Raw genomic sequence first — 23,121 nt, 5'->3', positions numbered from 1 at the left:
TTCAACCTCATGCTCGCTGTTTTTTTCGGGGCAAGAACTTATTTACAGTATCCGCAATATGCTCAGGCGTTAATCCAACTTCACGTCGCTGATCCCTGATACTTCCATGTTCTACATAAATATCAGGAACACCGAGCGTCTTGATATTCATCCCGACAATGTTATTTTGGGCATAGTATTCCAATACTGCGCTTCCAAAACCGCCAATGATGGTTCCTTCTTCAATGGTTACAATCGGCAGATTTTCCCGTGCCAGTTGATCCAAACATTCTTCATCCAGCGGTTTCGCAAAACGGGCATTGATAACCCGGGCACTGATTCCTCTCTGTGCCAGTTGGTCAGCCGCTTCCAAAGCTGTCTGCACCATCGGTCCAAACGCAAGCAATGCCACATCATTTCCCTGGCGGACCAGTTCCGATTTCCCAATCGGAATCATTTTAAATTCGGCATCCATTTCTACACCAACCCCGGTACTTTTGGAATAGCGAACGGCCACGGGACCGTCCTGGTACTGTGTCGCGGTGTACAACATATGCTGTAGTTCATTTTCATCTTTAGGCATCATAATCACGATATGAGGCTGGTTGCGCATGAAACTGATGTCATAGACGCCTTGATGTGTCTCTCCATCTTCACCCACAAAACCTGCACGGTCCACGGCAAACACCACATTTAACTTTTGCCGGCAGACATCATGAATAAACTGGTCGTAACCCCGTTGCAGGAACGTGGAATAAATCGCCAGCACCGGCTTCATCCCCTGAGTGGCAAGACCGGCTGCGAACGTGACCGCATGCTGCTCGGCAATCCCCACATCAAAACAGCGATCCGGAAATTTTTCATTAAATTTCTCCAACTTTGAGCCGGTTAACATCGCCGGTGTAATAGCGACAATTCGCTCATTTTGTTCGGCCAGGCGAACCATGGTATTCCCAAACACGGCCGGGTAAGCAGGGGGGCCATCCGCTTTTTTCTTAAAGGCTCCTGATTCGATTTTATAGGGCCCGGCTCCGTGATAGTTGACAGAGTCATCCTCAGCCGGTTTGTAGCCCTGCCCTTTTTTGGTTACCACGTGAACGAGTACAGGACCTTTGGTCTTTGCAGCAAGGCGCAAACTCTCCATCAGTTCGTCCAATTGATGTCCATTGACAGGCCCCAGATAAGTGAAACCGAGCGTTTCAAAAAGAACACCGGAAACGATTAAATATTTCAGGCTGTCTTTAATTCGTTCCAACGTCTTGGCCATCGGTTCTCCAAGGGTTGGAATTTTCTTGAGCAGTTGCTCAACTTCCTCTTTGATTTTATTGTAGCCCTTGTTGGTTCTTAGCCGTCCCAGATGATTATGCAATGCCCCGACATTCGGGCTGATCGACATTTCATTGTCATTGAGGATGACAATAATATCTTTTTTCTCTTCCCCAATATGATTCAAAGCTTCAAGAGCCATTCCGCCGGTAAGAGCACCATCCCCGATCACCGGGATTACTTTATAATCCTCCCCTTTTAGATCGCGGGCAGCAGCCATTCCCATCGCACCGGACAGGGAAGTGCTGCTGTGGCCCGTTTCCCATACATCATGCTCACTTTCGCTCATCTTGGGGAAACCGCATAACCCTTTGTATTGTCTGAGTGTAGGAAACAATTCCCTCCGGCCGGTCAGCAGTTTGTGAACATAGGCCTGATGACCCACATCCCATAAGAATTTATCCCTGGGGCTGTCAAACAGATAATGCATTGCAATCGTAAGCTCGACAACACCCAGATTGGATGCCAAATGACCACCCGTCATAGATAAGCTCTCTATGAGAAACTGGCGGATCTCCTCTGCCAGCTTAGGAAGTTCCTCGACAGACAACTGCTTTAACTTGTCTGGCGAATTAATCTGCTCGAGGAGCACGAAGATCGCCTCGCTTTCGCTTTCTTTTCGTCTTGGATTTTATTTCAAACAAATGAAGACCCAGCTTCCGATTAATAAAATTAAAAAATATACCTACCCGGAATACAATTGCATTGGCATAATGGATAGACAGGGTTTTACCGAGAGCTTTACCGCCAACAGTCAGGGCGGAGATAGCCGACACTACTAAAACATTTACCAGCCGCTCTCCCGACCTCCATTCAGGAAACGATACAATCAGAGAAGCAACCACAGCAACAGCAGCGGCTCCGCTGATTACACCGCTGATATCCCCCACCACATCGTTGCAGAAATTGGAAAACTGGTCGGCACGGCGGATAATTCCAATCGCTTCTTTTGATCCGGGTACTTTTTTTGCAGCCATCGAGTGAAATGGTTTCTCCCGTGCAGCTGCAGCAGCAATCCCCAGCATATCAAATCCCACTCCGATACTGACGATAGCAAGCAAAACAACCAAACCGCCCAACCATGACAGCCCGGCCATCAGGGATGTGGAGGTTACCGTCAGGATGACAGCGAGAGCTGCAGTAATAAGACCGATCGTTATTGCCCAGCGAAGCGATTTTTGGAGTAGTCCTCCCATTCAGCTTAATATCCCCTTTATACAATAACATACCAGAAAAATGCCGGTCACATGAAGGACCGGTAAAACAAAAACAGACGGAGTACCCATCTCTATGTAATTTTCCCCGAACAGGGACCGTTATTTTTAGAGTGGAAACTAACCGGGTAAATTCTGCGGCTTAGGTCCAGTAGGCTTTCCCAAAGAGGTATCCTGATCGTTGCCAATCAGGCGGTTTCCCTTTACAACCCCTTTCAGCGTTGTCACCAGACGCCGGACTGGATTACCACTTAGTCCACACTTTAATCCCCGGATAGCCTTGCCCCTCCGGCAAACAGTCTAGGAGTTTTCCTCAACAGCCCGCTCCAGTCTCCTAGCCTCTTTTGCAACAGAGCTTTCAATTCAACCCAAGCAGTTAAATATCCCCACTCTGTCACTCAAGGCAGGCTACGCTGCATCCAAGTTGATCCCCGCATGCAGGTTCATCCCCCAAGCCATCGCAGGAAGCCTGATAACTTCCGGCCACGCACTTGGGCCTCCGCGGAAAAAGGGTCAACGCCCGCATGCCATTGCGGATCGCCCTTCTTCCTTAACTCCCAGCATCAACCCGCAGCTGGGCGCTGCAAGCCAACACCAAGAACTTCATCGATGTGCCCTTTAGCGGATTTTTAGCCCCGCCTTCAGAGGTGGTGGGCTGACTAGAATACTGCTCCACTCTATATGTATCCCCATTATAGCACAATCGGAGTTGATTAGAGAAGTTACCTGTCACGGCTCAACAGGTAATCAGCGATTTCCAGCAAGCGGTCCGGTTTAAAATCGCTGTGGCCCAAAAGTTCTCCTTTTGCCGCATTTGTCAGCTCCATCAGCTTTTGCTTTGATTCCTCCAAGCCGAGAAGGGATGGATAAGTAGCTTTGTTTTTCTCTTGATCGCTGCCAACCGGCTTACCGATCAACTTTTGGTCACCAATCACATCCAGAATATCATCCTGAATTTGAAACGCCAGTCCCAAACCGTAGGAAAAACGGGTGAGCGCAGCCAACAGCGGTTCGGATACTTCACAGATGCGGGCTCCCATCCGTACAGCGAAAGCGATTAAGTCTCCGGTTTTCCGGCGGTGGATACTTTCCAGTTCTTCCAGTGAAATAAGGCGGTTTTCGCTCAGAAGATCACTTACCTGGCCGCCAACCATCCCTTTGGCGCCTGCACAACGTGCCCCTTCTTCGATGATCGTCAATGCTGTGTCCGCGGAAAGACCTGCTTCTTTGGCTCCTCTTGCCATCAGGCCAAATGCTTCCGTAAGCAGGGCATCGCCGGCCAAAATGGCTTGTGCCTCGCCAAACACTTTATGGTTGGTAAGCTTGCCCCGACGGTAGTCATCGTTATCCATGCTGGGTAAATCGTCGTGAATCAAGGAATAAGTATGAATCATTTCCAGAGCACAGGCAAAAGGGAGGGCTTTTTCTTCGTCTCCGCCACATGCTTCAACCGTTGATAACACAAGAACGGGACGCAACCGTTTTCCTCCTGCCAGCAGCGAATATCTCATTGATTCTAAAAGCGGTGCAGGGATTCCTGACAACCCTTGTGTGTACTGATCCAGTGCCTGATGGACCCAGTCTGCTTTTGTCCGGATATAATCTTTGATTATCAACAATTTAGTCCGGCTCCTCCTCTGTATCAAATGGTTTCTTCTTCCATTCATCATTCTCGTTCACGAGCATCTCCACTTTCTGTTCCGCCCATTCCAATTTTTTGCCGCATATATGCGCCAATTTCATTCCTTCATCAAACAATTGAATCGCTTGTTCAAGAGGAGCGTCCCCCTTTTCCAGGAGCTCAACAACCTCTTCCAGCCGTTCCAGAGCCTTTTCAAAGGGAAGTGATTCTAAAGAAGATAAATCTAACGGCTCACTCATGATTCTTCTCCTCCGATCTCCAGACCTGACATTTTAATTGTCCATCAGCCATTCGGACCCGAATAAGATCTCCTGGCTGCACCTGCCGGTAAGATTTGATCAATTCATTCTGATGGTAACGATAAACGAGTGAATAACCCCTTTGCATTACTTTTAACGGACTGAGAGCATCTAACTGGCCGACCAGCTGCATGTGTTTGCTTCTCTTTTCCCTTAACTTGTTCTTGATTGCATATACGCTGTCCTGTTTGCAGCGAAAAACCCGCTCCTGTAATTTCGCGATTTGTTCGGCAGGATGATGGCGGTCCATTCGGTATATGATTTTATCTAACTTTCTGGAACGTTCCACTGTCCATTTCTTCATCGCATGTTCAAGCCTGGACTGCAAATGATCAACGCGCTGTGCATATTGATGCAGACGGGCATTGGGATTTTGGAACACTGGCCGTTCTATGCTTCTAGCAAGCCGGTCTCTGAATTTTGCCATCTGGGAGGATTGTGCATGAATAAGCCGTTTTTCCAGGCTGCAAATACGGTCTTTTAGGTCGTTGATGTGCGGGACGACCATTTCTGCGGCCGCTGTGGGTGTCGCCGCTCTCTGGTCTGCGACAAAATCGCTGATCGTCGTGTCGGTCTCGTGCCCCACAGCTGAAATAACGGGGAGTTCAGACTGAAAAATACTACGGGCAACAACCTCTTCGTTAAAAGCCCACAGTTCCTCCAACGACCCTCCTCCTCGTCCGACAATCAGCACATCCACTTCTCGCAGGATATTCATTTGTTCAATCGCTTCCGCAATTTCCCCGGCAGCTTTGTCCCCCTGGACAGATACGGGGTACAGGAGAATGTTTGTGAGGGGGAACCGGCGCTTCATGGTAGTAATAATATCACGTACTGCTGCTCCACTGGCAGAAGTAATCACACCAACTGTCTTCGGAAACAGAGGGATTGTTTTCTTGGGTTGGGAAAAAAGCCCTTCCAATGCCAATTGTTCTTTCAGTCTTTGAAAGGCCACGTACAGATCTCCTACCCCGCTGAGCCGCATATCTTGAGCGTAAAACTGCACTTGTCCTTCCCTGTCATAAACTGAAAGATAACCGCGCACGAGAACTTGATCCCCGTCTTTGGGAGTAAAGCGCAAACGCCGATTGTTACCAGCGAACATCGCCGCTTTGATTTTGGCGTACTCATCCTTCAGGGTAAAGTACATATGCCTGCTTTTGGGGTGTTGTGAGAAATTGGAAATTTCCCCTTCTATCCACAGACTTTTCAATTTGCTATCCGCATCCAACGTCTGGTACAAGTAAGTCACCAAATCAGTAACGGACCATATCTCCCGTTCACTGTTACGGATCATGCCGTCCCCTCACTTTGATTGGATTGTTACCTTTTGCTTTCTTTCCTGATGGCGGATTGCACCGTATTTTTCAGTAACATGGCAATCGTCATCGGACCGACTCCTCCCGGGACGGGTGTGATGGCTGAAGTGAGCGGAGCCACATCCGCAAAAAGAACATCTCCCGCCAGCTTACCGTCTTCTTTGCGATTAATCCCGACATCAATCACGACAGCACCAGGTTTTACGTGTTCCGAGGTGATCATCTCTGTCCGGCCTACAGCGGCAATCAGGATATCGGCCTGCTTCGTATAAAAAGGCAAGTCAACCGTACGGGAGTGACACATTGTAACCGTCGCATTTGCCTGCTGCAGTAAGAAAGAAATCGGCTTACCCACAATGTTGCTGCGCCCGACAACTACCGCGTGTTTACCTTCCACGGAAATGTCTGATCTTTTTAAAAGTTCCATGATGCCATATGGAGTACACGGAAAAAAGGCATCCTGCCCGATGATCAAATTACCGACGTTGACCGGCGTAAATCCGTCGACATCTTTCTCGGGGGATATCGTTGCAATCACTTTATTTGTATCAATTTGCAGCGGAAGAGGCAACTGTACTAAAATCCCGTGAACCGCCGGATCCTTATTACATTCAGTTACTTTCTGAAGGAGCTCTGCCTCAGAAACCTCTTCATTCAATCGGATTAGTTCAGAATTGATTCCTACTTCTTCTGAAGCACGAATTTTTCCTCTTACATAGGATTCGGAGGCCGGATGGGTCCCAACCAAGATTACTCTTAGACCGGGAATAATCCCCTGTTCTTTTAAACGGCCCACCTCTTCTTTCAATTCGTTTCTCACTTGTTGTGCAATCGCTTTTCCATCAATCATATGATACGGCAATCCAACACACATCCTTATTTTTTTTGACAGGAGGTTCATTGTTAAAGTTTATCTTTTTCCCTTACCAGTGTAAAGCAGAGCCAAATGTTTGTTCTGTTTTTGCAATAAAGAAAAAGCCCCGATGTAGGATCGGAGCTTTAGCTGTTTCAATACTTGCGAATAATAAAGTTTTCCCGGAGCAGGGACCAGTTTTCAGGGAAGTCTTCCCCAAGGACCCAGTAGCTGATACCTCGAAGCCCGTACTCCTTCACCAGGTTGAATTTGGCTTGCGCACTCTGTTCGTTTTCAAACCAGACCACATGTTTCTTGCCGTTGGTATCGGTGTAATAGAAAAAAGGAGCTTGGTCCCGGTTGTTGTATTCAACTTTCAACGACCTTTGTTGAGCCATTCTGGCCGCTTCCAGCGGGGCTACCCGCCGCGCCGGTGGGCCTCCTTTTTTGTACGGCAATGTCCAATCATACCCGTAAAGGGGAGCACCCATGACAATTTTTTCCCGCGGAATCCTGGTAACAGCATAATCCAGGACCTTTCTGACCTGCGGGATCGGTGCGACAGCCATCGGAGGTCCTCCGGTCCAACCCCATTCGTAGGTCATCAATATGACAAAATCCGTGACTTTGCCATGAAAAGCATAATCATGAGCGCCGTGCCACGGCCCTCCCAGCCTGTCGCTGCTTTTGGGAGCAAGGGCAGTGGAAACAAGGTATCCTTCCCTTTTTACCTGTGGCAAGAACGTTCGCAAAAAGCTATTGTACAGATTGCGGTCTTTTTCCTGAATATGTTCAAAATCAATGTTAAGAGCGCGATATCCCTTTTGTTTCATCACCCGGATCACATTGCGGAGCAGTCGGTTGCCCGCCGCCCGGTCGGTGAAGATCCGGTGCGCGATCTCCGGAGAAAAATTTCCCTCGGCAAAGTTGGTGATAACCAGCATTGGGACCGAACGATTCCTCTTCGTAGCAGCCAGGGCAGCTTCATCATTTAAAGGAATCAAATCACCATTAGGTTTAACCCGGTAGCTGAAAAAACTGACATAGGTTAAATTCCGGGCAGCTTCATTCACATCGGAAACCGCTTGCTTCGGGTCCACTGGTTCCAGAAAGCCGATCGTCTCGACCCGCTTTTGCTCATTGCCGAGACGGTAGGTATTCTCTCCCCTTTTAGCGGGGACCACCTTCCCTCTGCTTTTCATCGGTACCGCTTCCGGACGGGCTGTCCGGTCGGCTGTTTGCCCGACATTATTATTTTTTCCTGATCCTTCCTGGTTTCCCGTGGCACATCCTGCCAAAAACAGAACCGATGCAAGGAAAACCATACCAATTCGTCTCATCATTATCACCCTGCATTCTTATTCGGTTAACTATAAGATTCTACAGATACTCGTTTTTATTCACCGATAACAGGGAAATGACAGCGAAACTTTATGATCAGAAGATTTTTATGCTTGATTTTCCAATTCAGCCTTTAGTTTATCCAGTTCCCCGGCAAGCCGGCCTAATACTCCGTTGATAAAACGGCTTGATTCTTCGCTGCTGAATACCTTGGCTAAATCAACCGCCTCATTTAAAACAACTCCCCGGGGAACCTTCTTTTCAAAAAGCAATTCATAGGCTGCCAGGCGTAAAATGGTACGATCTACCGAAGAAATACGCTCCAAAGACCATCCTTTTTTTAGAAAACGCCGGATCAGGGGATCTATCACCGATAAATGCTTTCTCACGCCCAGGGTGATCTCCTTAAAAAAAGTATAATCCGGGCCTTTCAGCTCTTCGCCGCGTTCACGAATGACGAAACCTTCATTTTCAGGGTAGAACTCCAATTGATACAAAGCCTGCAAAGCACTTTCTCTCGCTGTTCTTCGACTCATATCTTATCCTCCAAAAAGAAATCCGAGCCAAAACGGCCCGGTTCTTTATCTATTTCCGCATCCATTTGTCTAAGAAAATCAGATCGACGACCGCTTAAAGTCTTCCTTATGATCCATTGCCGGCAGCTGAAAAAGCCCGGGGCGGCCAGGATAGCGAAAAAAAGCATCTTGCAAAAGCCACCCAACAAATAGATGAGACTCAGAACGAGCCCGGCCAATGTGCCAAGTTTCTTCCTCCATATTGTAACCAGATCGCCTCAATGTATTTCCTGCTTGGCCTGCCCAAACTACTTCCTCAGGTTCGTTTGGTTATTTGTGGGCTGCGTCCGGATCTGCCGCTTGCTCTGTTTGAGGAAATTTAATTCCCTCCACACGAACAATCACCCGATCCACGACAAGACTGGTCATTGATTCTACTGCTGATTTGACTTTTTCTTGCACTTCACGGCCAACATCAGGAATATGGTATCCATACAGAACATTAATTGCCAGCTCAATGGTCAGCTGTTCATCAAAATCAACACGTATTCCTTTCCGCAGATTTTTTCTGCCCAACAGTTGGTTTAAACCACCGTTTAAACCGACAACACCCTCTACTTGTGATGCTGACAAACCGGAGATGATCTGAATGACTTCGGGTGCGATCTCTACTTTGCCCAGCTCTTCAGCTTTATAATCGATCATTTCATTCGTCACCACTCTTAACTCTCCTCGTCTAAATTAGTCGTCTCCAGGAACTGAATGTGGAAGTCTCCCGAAATAAATTTTGGATGGTTCAACACCTTCAAATGGAACGGGATGGTAGTATACACTCCATCGACGGCAAATTCTTTCAGCGCACGATTCATCCTTGTGAGCGCCTCTTGCCGGTCTTTTCCCCACACGATTAATTTGGCTACCATGGAGTCATAAAACGGGGTAATTCGATACCCTTGATAACAGGCACTGTCGACGCGAACTCCCGGTCCGCCCGGGGGGAGGTAAAACTGAATCGTACCCGGGGATGGCATAAAATTTTTCTCCGGACGCTCGGCATTGATCCGGCACTCAATCGACCAGCCGTCAAAGCGAACATCTTCCTGGGAAACTGTCAGCGGTTTCCCCGAGGCGATGAGAATTTGTTCCTTTACAAGATCGATTCCGGTGATCAGTTCGGTTACCGGATGCTCCACTTGGATGCGTGTGTTCATTTCCATAAAATAGAAATTATTGTCCTTATCCAACAAAAACTCCACAGTCCCCGCCCCTGAATAGTTGACTGACTTGGCTGCCGCCACAGCCGCTTTGCCCATTCGCTCACGCAGCTCAGGGGTTAATGCCGGAGAGGGAGCCTCCTCAATCAATTTTTGATAACGGCGTTGAATAGAACAGTCGCGCTCTCCCAGATGAATGGTGTTTCCATAGTTGTCCGCAAGCACTTGAATCTCAATATGCCTTGGTTCAACAAGAAACTTCTCCAGATAGACACCCGGATTGCCAAAGTTGGCCTCCGCTTCTTGTTGGGCCAGAGATACCGCCCGCTTTAATTCTTCTTCTGTATGGACGATCCGCATCCCTTTTCCACCGCCGCCTGCCGTTGCTTTGACGATAACCGGATAGCCGATCTCCCTCGCCGTTTCCAGCGCTTCCTTCAAATCCTCGATAATCCCTTCCGTACCGGGTACTACGGGTACTCCCGCCGCTTTCATCGTTTCTTTTGCGGTGGTTTTATCTCCCATTTTAATAATTGCTTCAGGATCGGGACCGATAAATGTGATGCCACAAGCGCCGCATAGTTCGGCAAAATCGGCGTTTTCCGCCAGGAACCCATACCCGGGGTGAACAGCATCGGCGCCCACCAAAGTAGCTGTACTCATCAGGTTCGTCATGTTCAGATAGCTGTCTCTGCCGGCAGCCGGCCCGATACAATAAGCTTCATCCGCCAGTGTCACATGTAAAGCCTCGCGGTCAGCTTCCGAATAGACGGCCACCGTCTGGATCCCCAGTTCACGGCAAGCCCGGATAATACGAACAGCAATTTCACCGCGATTTGCAATCAAAACTTTCTTAAACATTTCCTTTCCCTCCCGCGGCTCAGTCCGTTTTCACCAGGAACAGCGGTTGACCATACTCAACCAGCTGACCATTTTCTACCAGGATTTTTACAATTGTACCGCGGGTTTCTGCTTCGATCTCATTCATTAGTTTCATTGCCTCTACAATACAGACAACCGTTTTTTCGTCTACTTTGTCACCTTCTTTCACATACGGATCTGAATCAGGAGAAGGGGCACGGTAAAATGTTCCTACCATTGGGGAAACAATTTTATGTAAATTCTCTTCTTCATTCACGGTTTCTGCCGGCTGCGGAGCTTCTGCCGCCTTTGTTTCTTGTGGTGCAGGTGCCGGCTGCTGTACCGGAGCCGCTGCCTGTACAGGTGACGGAACCATAACAGGAGCTGTTTGCGGTGCCGGAGTTACGGCAACAGCACGATCCGATGTCTTCCTGATGAGCAATTTTGCTCCTTCATTATCAATCTCAAACTCTTCAATCTGTGATTCATCAATTAAACGGATGAGTTCACGAATTTCATGCATTTTAAAAGCCATTAAACTCACTCCTCTTAAGCATCATCCAGGATATTCTCCATTAACGGTATTAGCATAACTTTTTTTGAGTGGTTTGACCACCCCTTAACATTTGTATAGGTGAATATGTTTAATTTTTTCCATCTGCTAACGGAAAAAACCCCAAGTGGGGGTTTTTGCAGAATGAATATTGTGGTTATATGTATAACATCATGCAAAAACTAACTTGTACTTTTTAAACTTCGTACTAGAATCACCTATAAAATAAAATAGTATGTTTTCCACTTTTGTGTTTTGCTCATAATATCCTCTATAGAGACAGCCAAATCTACACCCGATTGATTTCCCTCCTTAAATCCGGTCTTTCTCCCTGCTTCAAATCCTTTATGGTACCAGAACTCTTTTAAGTCTTCCATTTTCTCATGTCTCCCTTTTCTTCGTCCCATCTCAAATCCGTAAAGAAAAAAGAATAATGCAGCCCCAAGAAAAGCCATCATTTGCATCGGTCCCATCAGCAATCATCTCCCTAATCATTACGAAAACTATTTCGTTGCGATCAATAAAAAACTGCTATTTTTTAGAATTTTATTATAATATATTTAAGAGATTATTGCATCAAGCAAAGTAAAACAATACTTTCACAAAAAAATAAAAAAGGGACTCCTGCTCCTTCCGGTTAGGAATCCACTTAGTCAAAACAAGCCGTATTTTAAGATTTTTTTACTTACGGACGATATGCGACTGATACCTGGGTTGGGGACACATTCAAATGCTGCTTAACTAGATTGATCAACTTAACCGCCTGGGCATTGGTCAACTTATCGCTTTGCACAACCACATCTACATGTGAATCACTGGTTACAACTACAGCGTCACTGTATCCTTCTTTGCGGATTAACTCTTCCAGTACTGTCTCCGTCTTATCCACCTTCATCAGCTGATCGATTTTCTGTTTTGCTTCTTGCAACTGTTCTTTGGAAGCCTCGGGATTGGTCAGTACTTGCATGTAACGCTCTGTCTCCTTTTGCCGCAGGGTATTTCGCTGCAATTGATAGGCGACAAAATAGTCATCGTTTGCTTTGTCCAGTGTTTCTTTCACATCATTCTGTTTGGCTGCTTCCGCCGGTTGTTCAACAGTTTTAATATTGACATCAATGTTGCCTTCTTTCGTTAAGTCATCGGGCTTCGCGGCCGATTGATCAACAGGTTCAACTGGTCCGGTTACAATGTAATAGGCGGATAACACCACCATCAGGGACAGCATCGTTACCAGCCAGACTGTTTGTTTGTTCATGGTCATAAGATTTCCTCCTTATCCTTTTGGCAATACGGAAATGCGGTGTACGGGGACATCAAGGGTTCTTTGGACAGCTTCGATCACAATTGCTTTTACCTGAAGATTCTCCACTCCTCTTGCCACCACTAACACACCCCGTACTTTTGGTTTCATTCGTTTTACCACTACCGGTTTCTCGCCATTATCTGTGCGGTAGTAAGCCGTTTTCTTATCATTGGTGTTTTGAGTGGTGGAGCGGTTTCCCCCTTTTTTATCCACCTCTTCCGTGACCTGCTCCGATTCACGCACATCTACCTGGACAACTTCTTCTTCTGTGGAATCAAGGTTGACAATAACGGAAACATCATCTACTCCGACAATCTTGCTCAGCACCTCCGCTAATTGCGCCTCATATTCCCTTTCATACTCTTCCATCGATGAGGTCTTGTTGGCAGAGGCAGCTGTTGCTTCTGTTTCCTTGACGGGGGGAGAGAGGGAGTCTCCCGGCAATTCCCCCGGGCTCACCCGAAAAAATGTGGAGAAAATCATCACCCCCACTCCGATACATCCCAGTAATAGAAACCAGCGAAATCTATTTTTCTGCTTCTCATCCCCGCCCATTTTTTGTTCTACCTGGGACAACCACCGTTTGAACACCTTTATTCACCTCCATCCCTACATGGTTGGTTCAACACTGACCTGAACTTGTTCAGGAGTGAGATCCCAAGTCTGCTTTAAATAGTCGATAATGCGACGAGTCAGCCCCGTTGTCTCCGCCGCAGGAGCCGATTGAACAGCAACCGGGCCGCTGGTAACCGTGTCAACACGGACCTGTTCCACAGGCTGAATCGGCTTGATGTCATCAGGCTCCCGGGAGGAACCGGGCTCTTTCATCCTTGCTACCAGTTGCACCTGTGTGATGTGGGGGACCTGCTCGGAAGTCAGTCGGGTTGCCACTCTCGCCTCCATCACCTCCACCGGAAATTTTTTAGTCACCTGTCTCTCAATCATTTGCTCCATCGTTTTTTCCGTTTGTTGTTGAACGAGACGGCTTTGTGTCTGCTTCAACTTTTCGCTCTCTGCCTTGATCCGGTTAATGGGTTCCATCTTCCCGGACGCTGATGAGTCAGGCGTAAAAGCTAAGGTTGAAAGATCAACATCTTTTTTTAAAAACTGGAAGATAGGAGAGAGAATGGCTAAGATGATCAGGAGACCCATCACTAACTTGACATATCTCTCCATGGCATTGTTGGGCAACATCAGATCAATAAAGGTTGCCACCAACACCAGTAAAACAATTTGTTTTAGCCAATCGCCAAGCCATTCCATCAAGTTTCTCACCTACCTCATCATCACAGAGATATTTCCTGATGCGACAATAATTGTAATCGCCAGGAAGAACATCAGTCCGACTGTAGCCAGTGCCGCAAAGATGTAGATCAGTGTCCGGCCGATGGTACTCAGGCTCTCGATGATGGGACTGTTGCCCAATGGCTGCATGATTGCGGCAGAAAAATTATAGATAAATGCAAGGGAGAGAATCTTTAAAGCCGGAAACGAACAAACCATAAGCAGGATAATAACTCCGGCCAGTCCAACCGTGTTTTTGACTAACAGTGAGGCTCCCACAACTGTATCGGCTGCTTCTGAGATGGTTCCCCCGATCACAGGAATAAAGTTTCCAGTGATGTACTTGGCCGTACGGATCGTTACTCCGTCCGTGACCGCTGTAGTCGCCCCCTGTACAGAGATAACCCCCAGAAAGATCGTCAACAAACCGCCGAGAATCCCTACACTCACCTTTCTCATCAGCCCTGCTAGCTGATTTACCTTGTATTTTTCCGACAGAGTGCTGACAACGCTGAGAATCGTGGCAAAAAAGAGCAGGGGAAAAACAATTGTATAAATAAATGTCCCAATAATATGAATCATAAATATGATGAGTGGGTGAAATAATGTGACTGATCCCAGATTTCCCATCGTTGCCAGCAAAGTGAGCAAGAGCGGGATCAGAGCGAGCATGAAATCAATCATCCGCTCAATTGCTGTTTTTGCGGCATCAACGGCAACGGAGAAACTATCTACCGCTAAAATAATGATCACCATAAAGACGATGGAATAAGCCACTCGGCTTACCTGGTTGTTCTCAAACGCAGTTTGCAGCGTTTGCAAAATCATGCTGAAAACAGTTAATACAATGATGGTTCCTAATAGTTTGCCGTTGTATAAAACTTCATGAAAAAAATAACGCAGAAGAGCAGTCAATACATCTTTCGTTTCCAGTTCCTTATTGCCTGAAAGCAGGAGATCAAAAAGACCGGGTGCATTCCGCCCGTTAAAGTAGCGTCCATATTCTGTCTGCAACAGCTTCCAAAAAGATTCCACTTCTTCTGTCTGCAACTCATTTAATTGGGAGCGAACCAGTTGATCGGTGACAGGTGTCCCCTGTTCATCGCCCACGGCAAAAACAGCTTGCGGCATTTGTAACAATATAAAAATGATGATGGGCAGGATCCATTTGGTTCGCAGCATTCCATTCATTCCTCACGCCGGCAGAATTTGGACAACCGTTTCAATAATCACTGTGATGATAGGAATTGCCATCACCATGATCAAAATTTTTCCGGTCAGCTCTATTTTGGAGGCGATGGAGCCTTGTCCCGCATCCCGGGTTACCTGTGCTCCAAATTCGGCAATGTAGGCAATTCCGATAATTTTTAAAATCGTTTCCAAAAACAGATTATTTACCCGCGCTTGCGCAGCCAGATTTTGTAGGACACCGATCACTTCCGCGATCTTCCCTGCCAGGGAAATAAAAATCATAATCCCGACGAAGGCAGCCAGCAAAAAAGCGAATACCGGCTTTTGTTCTTTGATCACCAGAATGAGAAAAGTGGCGACAAGGCCGAGACCCACCACCTGGATGATTTCCAAGCGGACCGCCCCCTATTAGGTGCCAAATAAAAACACATTTTTAATGGTCTGAAACAAGTCCCGAATCAGCATCGCGACCATAAATAAGACGACTCCAAATCCAAACAAAGTAACCCAGTGAGCAAAATCTTCTTTTCCCATCTGTTTCAAAACCGTGTGAATCATGGCGACAATAATTCCAATTCCGGCAATTTGGAATACAGAGTCCAAGTGGTATGGCATAATACCCCCCCCATCCGCCTATCAGCTTTCCCTTCGTCAATACATTAAAATCACAATCAGCGCCCCGGCGAGGATCCCAACCGTCTTGTACATCTTCTCGTACCGCTCTTGTTCTTCCCGCGCTTTCATTTCCTCTACTTTCAGGTTGGAATTCGCAAGCGCAAGGTGATGAAGTTGATCCTCCCGGTCGGAAATCCCCAATGTCCGGCTTAAATTCAACATGATTGCCTGTTCTGATCTCCCGAGAGCGTTATTTTTCCACTCCAGTTCAATCGCTCTTTCAAAACATTCAAACGTGGAGGCACCATCCATCTGAGCAAGATTTTTGGCACTTGTTGCAAATAAGCGGGAGACGGGTCCCAGTTCCTGTGAAGCAATTTGCCGGCAAGCTTGAATAAGTGGTCTTGTTCCGTATCCTATCTCCGTTTCAAGATAGGAGAGAGCCGACCGCAGTTGTCTAATTTGTCTTGGGCGATCCGCGACATGTCTTGCCATCTGAAAACCAATCCAGGTACAAGCGGTAAGGATCAAACAAGCTCCCAACAACTTTAGCATAAGGTTCGAACCACCTTGGAACGGAACAGTTCGCTGGCCGGTTCCAGGGGCTGTAACAGTTGGTCGTAGATTGCTTCTACAGTTCCGGGCCCCTGGCGACGGCTCAATAAAATCACACGGGAAAAAACTCCTTCTTTCACCAATTCGGCCAAAGTCGGACGACGGCAAATCTCGTCCACCGTTTGACCGTGTGCGGTAGTAAACAGATGAACTCCGGCGTGAACTGCTTCGTGAACAGCCTCACTGTCTTCTTTCCGGCCAATTTCATCGACAACCAAAATCTCCGGTGACATGGAGCGGATAAGCATCATCATTCCTTCCGCTTTCGGGCAGGCATCCAAAACATCCGTTCTCGGTCCCACATCGTGTTGGGGTACCCCGTCCACACAACCGGCAATTTCTGACCGTTCATCAACGATCCCCACTTTGCATGAATGGAATTTCTCTCCACCTGTGCTGGCCAGGCGGGCCAGGTCACGAATCAGGGTCGTTTTCCCGCATTGGGGCGGGGAGACGATCAGCACATTTTCCACTTGCCCTTTATGAATGAGAAAAGGAATCAGAGGTTCACCGACTCCTTTAACCTGACGGGCGATGCGAACATTAAAGCCGGTCACATCTCTGAGGTGCTTTACTTTTCCCTGGTCAACCACTACCTTCCCAACCAATCCCACGCGATGTCCGCCTTCAACCGTCACATAACCTCGCCGCAGTTCTTCTTCCATCGTATAGAGGGAATGATTGCTGATCAGGTTCAGCATTTTAATGCAATCTTCTTTACCGGGAACCATACTATCCTTCGGTTGTTGACTGAGTTGGCATTTGCGGCTGACAAACCAGGATTGCTCCGAGGTGATCACTTCCAGCGGCCGGTCTTGTCTAATGCGAATTTCCTCTAAGCATCCCAGGATTGTGCGGGGAAGGGATTGAATTAATTCCCGGATGGACAAGGGAAGAATTTGATAAATCGGTTTAAGCGACATGGAGCACCTCCTGTCCATATAAATTCTTTACTCTCATACTTATGTAGACTTGTTCCTAATATGACAAGCATTGAAAAAAGAGCGGTGACTCTCCCGCTCTTAGATTCCTTCTCCATTATTAACCAATTCTTTTTCTTCTTGATCAGATGCATCTTCTACGATTAAAACGGTATGGCATTTGGGACAAAGCAGTTCAACAGATTCATCTTCCAAATCTTCAGCCTCTACCAGTACATCTTCTCCACACTCAGGACACGTTAATTCCAATACCTCTTCATCATCTTCCTCATCATCATATGCAAACAGTTCCAGGTCATTCAGATCTTCCTCAATCGATTCCACATATTCTTCCAGTTCTGCCTGACGAGTATCCAACTTCTGTGTTGTTTCAATCAACTCGTCCACCACTTCAGCCAGACGCTGGATCACTTTAAATTCTGTGCTGTTTTGAAAGCTCTGATTTCCTTCCACCAATCCTTGAATGTAAGATAATTCCCTTCTCATTCTTTCGTACATGGAGTCATCCCCACCTTTCGTTTCAATCTTTCTATGTTATTGTCGCCCCGGATAGAGCACATCATACTTTCGCTTTAATTGAAGCTGTTACTCTAATTTCTTCCTGTTACTTTAAGTTCATTTTAGTGCGTATTTTCAGCTTTTTTTGCCCAGATAAAAGTCCTGTCACAAGTCAAAAATAAAAAAAAACGCCTCCTGATCGAGGCGGCTGTTCCTTTTTTCATTTTTTGATTACCTATAAAGATGTCGAGATCCCCCTCCGTTGCTTACCTTAAGTCGATCGATAAGGAAAAAAACAGCGCCGTTTCGATGTACGTGTGCGCTTAGCGCTTGTTCATGTTTAAGTTTGATCCAACTTGAGCAGTGTTTTAACCATCACTTCAGCACCTTGTTTCACATCATCCTTGGATGTGTATTCTTTTGGATTATGGCTGATGCCGTCTTGAGAGCGCACAAAGATCATGCCAGTAGAGATTTGGCGAAACTGCATGGCATCGTGGCCGGCTCCGCTTGGGAGCGAAATGATTTGGCCACCCGACTCCTCAATGCTTTCCTTGATCGCTTCCTGTATGACATCGCTGCACGAAAGAGGGGCCACTCTTTGCAGTTCCTCTATTTCCAGCTCCACATCTCTTTCTTCAGCAACCTGCAAGGAATATTCCTTTATTTCTTGCTCTAATTGATTGCGTATGTTTTCATGTATATCACGTATGTCAACAGTAAATTCTGCATATCCGGGTATAACATTGATTCCGCCCGGTTCCAGATAAAGAGAGCCGACCGTGGCCACTGCATGTTGATACTGTTCAGTGATCTTTTCTATTTTAGAAATCATGAGGCTGGCTGCGGCCAAAGCGTCTTTCCGCTGTCCCATCGGAGTTGCGCCCGCATGTTCTGCTTCTCCGTGTATTTTAAACTTCAGCCATAACGGACCGGCAATTCCAGTTACATTTCCGACAGCAACATTGTAACTTTCTAATACTTTTCCCTGCTCAATATGAAGTTCCAGATATGCTTTTATATTATTGATCTTCGCCTCGCCGAACCTGTCTGGTTCGAATCCGCTTTGCAGCATGGCTTCACGAATGGTTATTCCCTGCTTGTCCTTGTGCTCCAAGTCCGCCGGAGTAAGGGTGCCTGCAATAGCGCGGCTTCCTATCATCCCAAATCCGAATCTTGAACCCTCTTCATCTTTAAAGGAAACGACTAGAATCGGGTGACGGCAGTCAATATTGTGCTCACGCAAAGATTGAACTGCCTCGATCGCTGTCAGAACTCCGAGACTGCCGTCAAATTTACCGCCTTCAGGTACTGTATCAATGTGAGAACCCAGCATAATCGCAGGAAGTTCTTCTGTGCCGGACCTGGTGCCGATTAAATTGCCGACAGGATCATAATAAACGTTCAGACCTGCTTCCTCCATAAATCGTTTCACAAGCTCGTTTGCTTCACTTTCTTCTCTTGTATAGGAAAGCCGGGTGATTCCGCCCTTGTCTGTTTTGCCTATTTGAGCAAGGCGTTCAATTCTGTTCCACAAGCGATCAATATTAATCATTCTGCTCAGAATCCCCCAACTTAAACTCAAAATGGCATTTTCCTTCTCTAAGAATATATTTATCGTGCACAACTTCAAAGTCAGGATTGTATCCTCTGGCAACCGCAGGATCAATCATTTCACAGTATAAAATCCCGTATTCATGCATGTTGTCATCCGCCCATTGCTGGCCAAAGGGGCATTTAGTAAATGTTTGTTCGATGACACCGGGTTTAAACTCGTTTTCATATTCAAATAAATCGCTTCGCCCCATATCATAATTTGATAAATAATGATCGATTGTATTTTTTTCTCCCATATGAGCAGCCCGTTCTTTAATGCCGCGTCCTCTCTCTTCCCCGAAGGTTCTCACACCTTCTCTGATGGCGTTCTTTCCTTCTTCCCCAAAACGGTCAGATACAGCCTTGCTGATTTGGGCGAATAGCTTGGCCATTAACCCATAAATTGTAGTACTTCCATATAGATTCTTGCTATCATAACTTTTCGGTATATATTGGTCTAATACATGCTCTTCACCTTCTGCTGATGCTCGTTTGGCAATGTCATCCAGGTCTTTATATCCGAATTGTTCAACCGCTTTTTGAATATAGACTCTACCTTCTTCTCCAAACGCAGAAAGAATGGAGCGGTGCAAATGAGTAAAAAGTTTAGCCGTAATGGAATACATAGACAACGGCGGCATAGGTAATGGTCGTGAACTCATTTTCCATCATTCTCCCTACATATAATTATCGTTGACTTTTAAATTTTATTCCTTTAAAGTATATAGGAATTATACGTTATTGTAAAGACACCCATTCGGAGGGATTGATTACTATGGATTCAGCCATTATTTATTCAATCATTATCCTGTACTTCCTTTCTATGCTTGGCGTTGGTTTTTACTTCACCAGAAAAGATTTAGATCATAGCGATTATTTTTTAGGCGGAAATAAACTGCCTGGCTGGGCTCTTGCATTTTCCGAGAGGGCTACGGGCGAATCCGCATATATGTTTTTAGGCGCTGTAGGTTTTATTTACATTACAGGTTTATCAGGGATCTGGATTTTAGTCGGGATGTTTTTCGGTGTTATTTTTTCTTGGCTATTTTTGGCGAAACAGTTTATGAATGAACGCAAAAAATACAATGTATACACTCTGACTGATTATATAGCCGTTAAATTTCCGGCACACAACTTCATCATCCGCTGGATATCCAGCTTGATCATAGGTACTTTTTTCATTTTTTACATTTCGGCCCAATTTGCCGGAGCAGGAAAATCTTTATATTCAATCTCTGGTTTTAATATCACATGGGGAACAATCATTATTGCTGTTATTGTCATTGCCTATTCGTGCATGGGGGGATTTATGTCCGTTGTGTGGACAGATGTTGTTCAAAGCTTCCTGATGATGGCTACTTTTATTGTGGTTCCAATCGTCGCCTTCACAAAGATAGACTCTGAAAAGATTTCAATCTTTGAATCGCTTGCGCAAGTTGGGAATCATGCTGACAGCTGGACAGGCGGACTCTCAGGTGTTGGGCTTGGCTTCCTTTTATTTGCCAATTTTGCATGGTTCTTCGGCTGGCTGGGAGGTCAGCCGCAATTGTCTTCGAGATTCATGGCCCTTAAAGATGAAAAAGAATTGAATTCAGCAAAAATAGTTGCGATTGGCTGGACCTTAATTGTTTACATGGGGGCTTTCCTTGTTGGAATATTTGGCATGGTGCTGTACCCGCAAGGTACATTAAACGATTATGAAATGATTTTGCCACACATGATGTCTGATTTGCTGCCGACTTGGCTTGTTGGTGTTTTCATCTCAGCCATCTTAGCTGCGATCATGTCGACTGCTTCTTCCCAGCTTATGGTGATAACAACTTCTGTCAGTGAAGACATTATACACAAGTCTTTGGGAATCAAGTTAACCAGTAAGGGACTCGTCAAAATTTCGCGGATCTCTGTGATTGCAGGCGGTCTTTTAGGACTCATATTAGCACTTACTTCTGATTCTTTAATTTACACACTGGTCAGTTTTGCTTGGGCCGGAATCGGCAATACGTTCTCAGCAGCCGTTATCCTTATCTTCTTTTGGAAAAAAACATCAGGAGCCGGAGTTATCGCAACGATTGTAACAGGCTTTATCAGTGCGATTGTGTGGAACATTACACCGCTTGAAACGTTTATTACGTCTAGAGCAAGCACGTTTTTCATTGCGATTATCGCGGGCATTATCTTCAGTCTTCTAAAACCTGATAAAGAGATTCATTTGAGAAAAGACCAGCCTTCTGAACACCCGGCTGTTCAGTAATACACTGAAAGATTGGTTTAAACCCCAAAGATGCGAAAAAGAAAAAGGTTTTTGTCAGTAGTTGACGACGGCATTGTTATCACAGTTTCCCTTCGGGAGATACTGGTGACAATGCCTTTTTCTTTACACCGGGTGGAAAACGTCTGGAAAAAGCAAAATGAATTTGTTCAGCCGTTTTATAATCATCGTCTTGATACGGCTATGACTGAGACTTGATCGCACATTGGGGATTGTTGGTGAAATAAGCTTCTGCTTCTCTTTAACCTAAATACAAGGCTTTACCTCTTTTAACCCTTGATATTTTCGTAATAAATGGCAGATAGGAAATGGCTTACCAGGGTATCCTAAACATGAAAAATTGAAGCAAGAGGTGAAAGTGGATGTCTTCAGCGACAGTAGCCACAGCGGAGCAACAGGGGTCACCAAAGCTGTCTGCTTTGATAACACTGAGTTCGATTCCGCTTATCATGGTGTTAGGAAACTCCATGCTGATTCCTGTTCTGCCTAAAGCCAGTTCGGTTTTAGGAGTAACATCTTTTCAGGTAAGCTTATTAATTACCCTTTTCTCGATTCCGGCAGCGATTATTATTCCGATTGCCGGTATTTTATCCGATCGCATCGGAAGAAAAAAAGTGATTTTCTTCAGCTTGCTCCTCTATGGATTAGGGGGGCTGTTAGCGGGCTTTGCGTCGATTTGGAAAGGCGGCTCTTATTCTCTTTTGCTCGCTTCAAGGATTATCCAGGGGATTGGTGCTGCCGGTACGGCACCGATCGCCATGGTGCTGGTCAGCGATCTTTATAAAAAAGAGAGCAGAAGTAAAGCACTGGGGATCATCGAAGCTTCTAATGCGATGGGGAAAGTGCTCAGTCCGATCTTAGGCTCACTCATCGCCCTCATTACCTGGTATGCAATGTTTTTTGTTTTTCCGGTTTTTACTATCCCGGCAGCGATCGCCTTATGGTTTCTCATAAAAGAGCCGACTGCCAAGAAAGAACCGCCACCGCTTGATGAATATATAGGGCACATCAAAAAAATTTTCCAGCGTCAGGGCAAATGGATGATGGTCACCTTCTTGGCCGGGGCTATTACCATGTTTACAATGTTTGGCGTTCTGTTTTACCTCTCTAATTTTTTGGAACAAGCTTACAAAATCGGCGGCGTGATAAAAGGATTCGTTCTGGCGATTCCGCTGCTGGCTTTATGTGGAACTGCTTATTTTACAGGATCTCATGTGAAGGAAAAAACAAATCAGATGAGAAGGCTGACCCTGATCGGACTTATTATTCTGGCTCTTACCGTCGGCATTGTACCCTGGCTCAAACAACCAGTCATCCTCATTTCTGTCACCTTTCTAATGGGAATCGGGAGCGGGCTTATTCTTCCTTGTTTAAATACGTTGATCACTTCAGCCGTCGGTCTTCAGGAGCGGGGTATTATTACCTCTCTGTACTCCAGTGTGCGCTTTTTTGGAGTAGCTCTGGGCCCTCCTGTATTCGGCGCCCTTGAAAACCGCCCTTTTCTTTTATTTATCGGAACAGCTGTCGCTGTCACACTGGTTGTGTTCCTGTCACTCGTTTTTATTCAACGTCCGCAGCGTCTTCGCGGAAAAGACGGCAGATCCCGCTTGTTGATCAGAAAGAGGAGATTGCATCCGGCATAGATCACTCCGACTGGGCACCAACCATTCTCTCCTGCATAGAATAGGTCTTG

The 23,121-nt window shown here is 46.2% G+C and carries 26 protein-coding genes; 2 read left to right on the top strand and 24 right to left on the bottom strand.

From position 1 onward, the window contains the following. Nucleotides 1-7: 7 nt before the first annotated feature. The 24 genes from dxs to I8U27_RS11545 all read right to left on the bottom strand — a co-directional run bounded on the left by dxs (nucleotide 8) and on the right by I8U27_RS11545 (nucleotide 19,821). A complete protein-coding gene (gene dxs, locus I8U27_RS11660) occupies nucleotides 8-1,897 on the bottom strand; it encodes a 1-deoxy-D-xylulose-5-phosphate synthase (protein ID WP_181752242.1) in 1,890 nt (629 codons plus the stop codon). Continuing rightward, nucleotides 1,878-2,501 carry a hypothetical protein gene (locus tag I8U27_RS11655; protein WP_181752241.1) on the bottom strand — a complete coding sequence of 208 codons (624 nt, stop codon included), beginning with the start codon at nucleotides 2,499-2,501 and terminating at the stop codon, nucleotides 1,878-1,880. The genes dxs and I8U27_RS11655 overlap by 20 nt, the downstream gene beginning before the upstream one ends. A gap of 740 nt (nucleotides 2,502-3,241) precedes the next feature. Further along, nucleotides 3,242-4,186 (bottom strand): polyprenyl synthetase family protein, encoded by a 945-nt coding sequence (locus tag I8U27_RS11650; RefSeq protein WP_181752240.1) that lies wholly within the window; start codon nucleotides 4,184-4,186, stop codon nucleotides 3,242-3,244. Continuing rightward, a complete protein-coding gene (locus I8U27_RS11645) occupies nucleotides 4,140-4,400 on the bottom strand; it encodes an exodeoxyribonuclease VII small subunit (protein WP_181752239.1) in 261 nt (86 codons plus the stop codon). The genes I8U27_RS11650 and I8U27_RS11645 overlap by 47 nt, the downstream gene beginning before the upstream one ends. Continuing rightward, nucleotides 4,393-5,757 carry an exodeoxyribonuclease VII large subunit gene (xseA, locus tag I8U27_RS11640; protein WP_181752238.1) on the bottom strand — a complete coding sequence of 455 codons (1,365 nt, stop codon included), beginning with the start codon at nucleotides 5,755-5,757 and terminating at the stop codon, nucleotides 4,393-4,395. Before xseA ends, I8U27_RS11645 begins: the two co-directional genes overlap by 8 nt. A 26-nt stretch (nucleotides 5,758-5,783) precedes the next feature. Next, nucleotides 5,784-6,653, bottom strand: a complete 870-nt coding sequence (folD, locus tag I8U27_RS11635) for a bifunctional methylenetetrahydrofolate dehydrogenase/methenyltetrahydrofolate cyclohydrolase FolD (protein ID WP_374057929.1) — start codon at nucleotides 6,651-6,653, stop codon at nucleotides 5,784-5,786. A 134-nt stretch (nucleotides 6,654-6,787) separates the two neighbouring features. Then, nucleotides 6,788-7,972, bottom strand: coding sequence for a glycosyl hydrolase family 18 protein (locus tag I8U27_RS11630; RefSeq protein WP_232345417.1), 1,185 nt, complete (start codon nucleotides 7,970-7,972; stop codon nucleotides 6,788-6,790). Between the two features lie 108 nt (nucleotides 7,973-8,080). Further along, on the bottom strand, nucleotides 8,081-8,509 hold the full coding sequence (nusB, locus tag I8U27_RS11625) for a transcription antitermination factor NusB (RefSeq protein WP_181752235.1): 429 nt from the start codon (nucleotides 8,507-8,509) through the stop codon (nucleotides 8,081-8,083). Continuing rightward, a complete protein-coding gene (locus tag I8U27_RS21365) occupies nucleotides 8,506-8,694 on the bottom strand; it encodes a hypothetical protein (protein WP_374057928.1) in 189 nt (62 codons plus the stop codon). The genes nusB and I8U27_RS21365 overlap by 4 nt, the downstream gene beginning before the upstream one ends. A gap of 124 nt (nucleotides 8,695-8,818) precedes the next feature. After that, nucleotides 8,819-9,208, bottom strand: coding sequence for an Asp23/Gls24 family envelope stress response protein (locus I8U27_RS11615; RefSeq protein ID WP_309506141.1), 390 nt, complete (start codon nucleotides 9,206-9,208; stop codon nucleotides 8,819-8,821). Between the two features lie 2 nt (nucleotides 9,209-9,210). Continuing rightward, nucleotides 9,211-10,563 (bottom strand): acetyl-CoA carboxylase biotin carboxylase subunit, encoded by a 1,353-nt coding sequence (accC, locus tag I8U27_RS11610; protein WP_181752233.1) that lies wholly within the window; start codon nucleotides 10,561-10,563, stop codon nucleotides 9,211-9,213. Nucleotides 10,564-10,582: 19 nt separating this feature from the next. Next, nucleotides 10,583-11,098 carry an acetyl-CoA carboxylase biotin carboxyl carrier protein gene (accB, locus tag I8U27_RS11605; protein WP_181752232.1) on the bottom strand — a complete coding sequence of 172 codons (516 nt, stop codon included), beginning with the start codon at nucleotides 11,096-11,098 and terminating at the stop codon, nucleotides 10,583-10,585. Between the two features lie 236 nt (nucleotides 11,099-11,334). Beyond that, nucleotides 11,335-11,589, bottom strand: coding sequence for a FliH/SctL family protein (locus tag I8U27_RS11600; RefSeq protein WP_181752231.1), 255 nt, complete (start codon nucleotides 11,587-11,589; stop codon nucleotides 11,335-11,337). Nucleotides 11,590-11,801: 212 nt separating this feature from the next. Continuing rightward, complete coding sequence (locus I8U27_RS11595; RefSeq protein ID WP_181752230.1) at nucleotides 11,802-12,377, bottom strand: SpoIIIAH-like family protein; 576 nt, start codon at nucleotides 12,375-12,377, stop codon at nucleotides 11,802-11,804. Between the two features lie 12 nt (nucleotides 12,378-12,389). Next, entirely contained in the window at nucleotides 12,390-13,010 is a 621-nt protein-coding gene (gene spoIIIAG / locus I8U27_RS11590; protein ID WP_181752229.1) for a stage III sporulation protein AG, read from the bottom strand. An 18-nt stretch (nucleotides 13,011-13,028) separates the two neighbouring features. Then, nucleotides 13,029-13,682, bottom strand: a complete 654-nt coding sequence (gene spoIIIAF / locus I8U27_RS11585) for a stage III sporulation protein AF (protein WP_181752228.1) — start codon at nucleotides 13,680-13,682, stop codon at nucleotides 13,029-13,031. A 12-nt stretch (nucleotides 13,683-13,694) separates the two neighbouring features. Next, the gene (spoIIIAE, locus tag I8U27_RS11580) at nucleotides 13,695-14,885 is read right to left on the bottom strand and encodes a stage III sporulation protein AE (RefSeq protein ID WP_181752227.1); all 1,191 of its coding nucleotides are present in this window, start codon (nucleotides 14,883-14,885) and stop codon (nucleotides 13,695-13,697) included. Nucleotides 14,886-14,897: 12 nt separating this feature from the next. Then, nucleotides 14,898-15,287: a stage III sporulation protein AD gene (gene spoIIIAD, locus I8U27_RS11575; protein ID WP_181752226.1), complete on the bottom strand. Its 390-nt coding sequence runs from the start codon at nucleotides 15,285-15,287 to the stop codon at nucleotides 14,898-14,900. Between the two features lie 15 nt (nucleotides 15,288-15,302). Further along, nucleotides 15,303-15,509 carry a stage III sporulation protein AC gene (gene spoIIIAC, locus I8U27_RS11570; protein ID WP_181752225.1) on the bottom strand — a complete coding sequence of 69 codons (207 nt, stop codon included), beginning with the start codon at nucleotides 15,507-15,509 and terminating at the stop codon, nucleotides 15,303-15,305. Nucleotides 15,510-15,545: 36 nt separating this feature from the next. Beyond that, entirely contained in the window at nucleotides 15,546-16,064 is a 519-nt protein-coding gene (gene spoIIIAB / locus I8U27_RS11565; RefSeq protein ID WP_181752224.1) for a stage III sporulation protein SpoIIIAB, read from the bottom strand. Then, nucleotides 16,058-17,047, bottom strand: a complete 990-nt coding sequence (gene spoIIIAA / locus I8U27_RS11560) for a stage III sporulation protein AA (RefSeq protein WP_232345413.1) — start codon at nucleotides 17,045-17,047, stop codon at nucleotides 16,058-16,060. Before spoIIIAA ends, spoIIIAB begins: the two co-directional genes overlap by 7 nt. Before the next feature lie 99 nt (nucleotides 17,048-17,146). Continuing rightward, the gene (locus tag I8U27_RS11555; RefSeq protein WP_181752222.1) at nucleotides 17,147-17,563 is read right to left on the bottom strand and encodes a CD1247 N-terminal domain-containing protein; all 417 of its coding nucleotides are present in this window, start codon (nucleotides 17,561-17,563) and stop codon (nucleotides 17,147-17,149) included. Nucleotides 17,564-17,903: 340 nt separating this feature from the next. Beyond that, the gene (locus I8U27_RS11550) at nucleotides 17,904-19,118 is read right to left on the bottom strand and encodes a Zn-dependent hydrolase (protein ID WP_181752221.1); all 1,215 of its coding nucleotides are present in this window, start codon (nucleotides 19,116-19,118) and stop codon (nucleotides 17,904-17,906) included. After that, on the bottom strand, nucleotides 19,111-19,821 hold the full coding sequence (locus tag I8U27_RS11545) for an L-2-amino-thiazoline-4-carboxylic acid hydrolase (RefSeq protein WP_181752220.1): 711 nt from the start codon (nucleotides 19,819-19,821) through the stop codon (nucleotides 19,111-19,113). The genes I8U27_RS11550 and I8U27_RS11545 overlap by 8 nt, the downstream gene beginning before the upstream one ends. A 113-nt stretch (nucleotides 19,822-19,934) precedes the next feature. Between I8U27_RS11545 and I8U27_RS11540 the strand changes: the two genes are divergently transcribed. Both I8U27_RS11540 and I8U27_RS11535 read left to right on the top strand, forming a co-directional pair. Then, nucleotides 19,935-21,410 (top strand): sodium/proline symporter, encoded by a 1,476-nt coding sequence (locus tag I8U27_RS11540; protein ID WP_181752219.1) that lies wholly within the window; start codon nucleotides 19,935-19,937, stop codon nucleotides 21,408-21,410. 380 nt (nucleotides 21,411-21,790) lie between these two features. Continuing rightward, nucleotides 21,791-23,071, top strand: a complete 1,281-nt coding sequence (locus tag I8U27_RS11535) for an MFS transporter (protein ID WP_181752218.1) — start codon at nucleotides 21,791-21,793, stop codon at nucleotides 23,069-23,071. Nucleotides 23,072-23,121 lie beyond the last annotated feature (50 nt).

Source organism: Paenactinomyces guangxiensis, assembly GCF_016055185.1.
Taxonomy (GTDB): Bacteria; Bacillota; Bacilli; order Thermoactinomycetales; family Thermoactinomycetaceae; genus Paenactinomyces; species Paenactinomyces guangxiensis.
This window is presented reverse-complemented; position numbering and strand designations above follow the sequence as displayed.

Excerpts from the sequence above, each read along its gene's own strand:
- I8U27_RS11655 (WP_181752241.1), bottom strand. The coding sequence starts at position 2,501 with ATGGGAGGACTACTCCAAAAATCGCTTCGCTGGGCAATAACGATCGGT.
- I8U27_RS11650 (WP_181752240.1), bottom strand. The coding sequence starts at position 4,186 with ATGAATGGAAGAAGAAACCATTTGATACAGAGGAGGAGCCGGACTAAA.
- I8U27_RS11645 (WP_181752239.1), bottom strand. The coding sequence starts at position 4,400 with ATGAGTGAGCCGTTAGATTTATCTTCTTTAGAATCACTTCCCTTTGAA.
- xseA (WP_181752238.1), bottom strand. The coding sequence starts at position 5,757 with ATGATCCGTAACAGTGAACGGGAGATATGGTCCGTTACTGATTTGGTG.
- folD (WP_374057929.1), bottom strand. The coding sequence starts at position 6,653 with ATGTGTGTTGGATTGCCGTATCATATGATTGATGGAAAAGCGATTGCA.
- I8U27_RS11630 (WP_232345417.1), bottom strand. The coding sequence starts at position 7,972 with ATGAGACGAATTGGTATGGTTTTCCTTGCATCGGTTCTGTTTTTGGCA.
- nusB (WP_181752235.1), bottom strand. The coding sequence starts at position 8,509 with ATGAGTCGAAGAACAGCGAGAGAAAGTGCTTTGCAGGCTTTGTATCAA.
- accC (WP_181752233.1), bottom strand. The coding sequence starts at position 10,563 with ATGTTTAAGAAAGTTTTGATTGCAAATCGCGGTGAAATTGCTGTTCGT.
- accB (WP_181752232.1), bottom strand. The coding sequence starts at position 11,098 with ATGGCTTTTAAAATGCATGAAATTCGTGAACTCATCCGTTTAATTGAT.
- I8U27_RS11600 (WP_181752231.1), bottom strand. The coding sequence starts at position 11,589 with ATGGGACCGATGCAAATGATGGCTTTTCTTGGGGCTGCATTATTCTTT.
- I8U27_RS11595 (WP_181752230.1), bottom strand. The coding sequence starts at position 12,377 with ATGACCATGAACAAACAAACAGTCTGGCTGGTAACGATGCTGTCCCTG.
- spoIIIAF (WP_181752228.1), bottom strand. The coding sequence starts at position 13,682 with ATGGAATGGCTTGGCGATTGGCTAAAACAAATTGTTTTACTGGTGTTG.
- spoIIIAE (WP_181752227.1), bottom strand. The coding sequence starts at position 14,885 with ATGCTGCGAACCAAATGGATCCTGCCCATCATCATTTTTATATTGTTA.
- spoIIIAC (WP_181752225.1), bottom strand. The coding sequence starts at position 15,509 with ATGCCATACCACTTGGACTCTGTATTCCAAATTGCCGGAATTGGAATT.
- spoIIIAB (WP_181752224.1), bottom strand. The coding sequence starts at position 16,064 with ATGCTAAAGTTGTTGGGAGCTTGTTTGATCCTTACCGCTTGTACCTGG.
- spoIIIAA (WP_232345413.1), bottom strand. The coding sequence starts at position 17,047 with ATGTCGCTTAAACCGATTTATCAAATTCTTCCCTTGTCCATCCGGGAA.
- I8U27_RS11555 (WP_181752222.1), bottom strand. The coding sequence starts at position 17,563 with ATGTACGAAAGAATGAGAAGGGAATTATCTTACATTCAAGGATTGGTG.
- I8U27_RS11550 (WP_181752221.1), bottom strand. The coding sequence starts at position 19,118 with ATGATTAATATTGATCGCTTGTGGAACAGAATTGAACGCCTTGCTCAA.
- I8U27_RS11545 (WP_181752220.1), bottom strand. The coding sequence starts at position 19,821 with ATGAGTTCACGACCATTACCTATGCCGCCGTTGTCTATGTATTCCATT.
- I8U27_RS11540 (WP_181752219.1), top strand. The coding sequence starts at position 19,935 with ATGGATTCAGCCATTATTTATTCAATCATTATCCTGTACTTCCTTTCT.
- I8U27_RS11535 (WP_181752218.1), top strand. The coding sequence starts at position 21,791 with ATGTCTTCAGCGACAGTAGCCACAGCGGAGCAACAGGGGTCACCAAAG.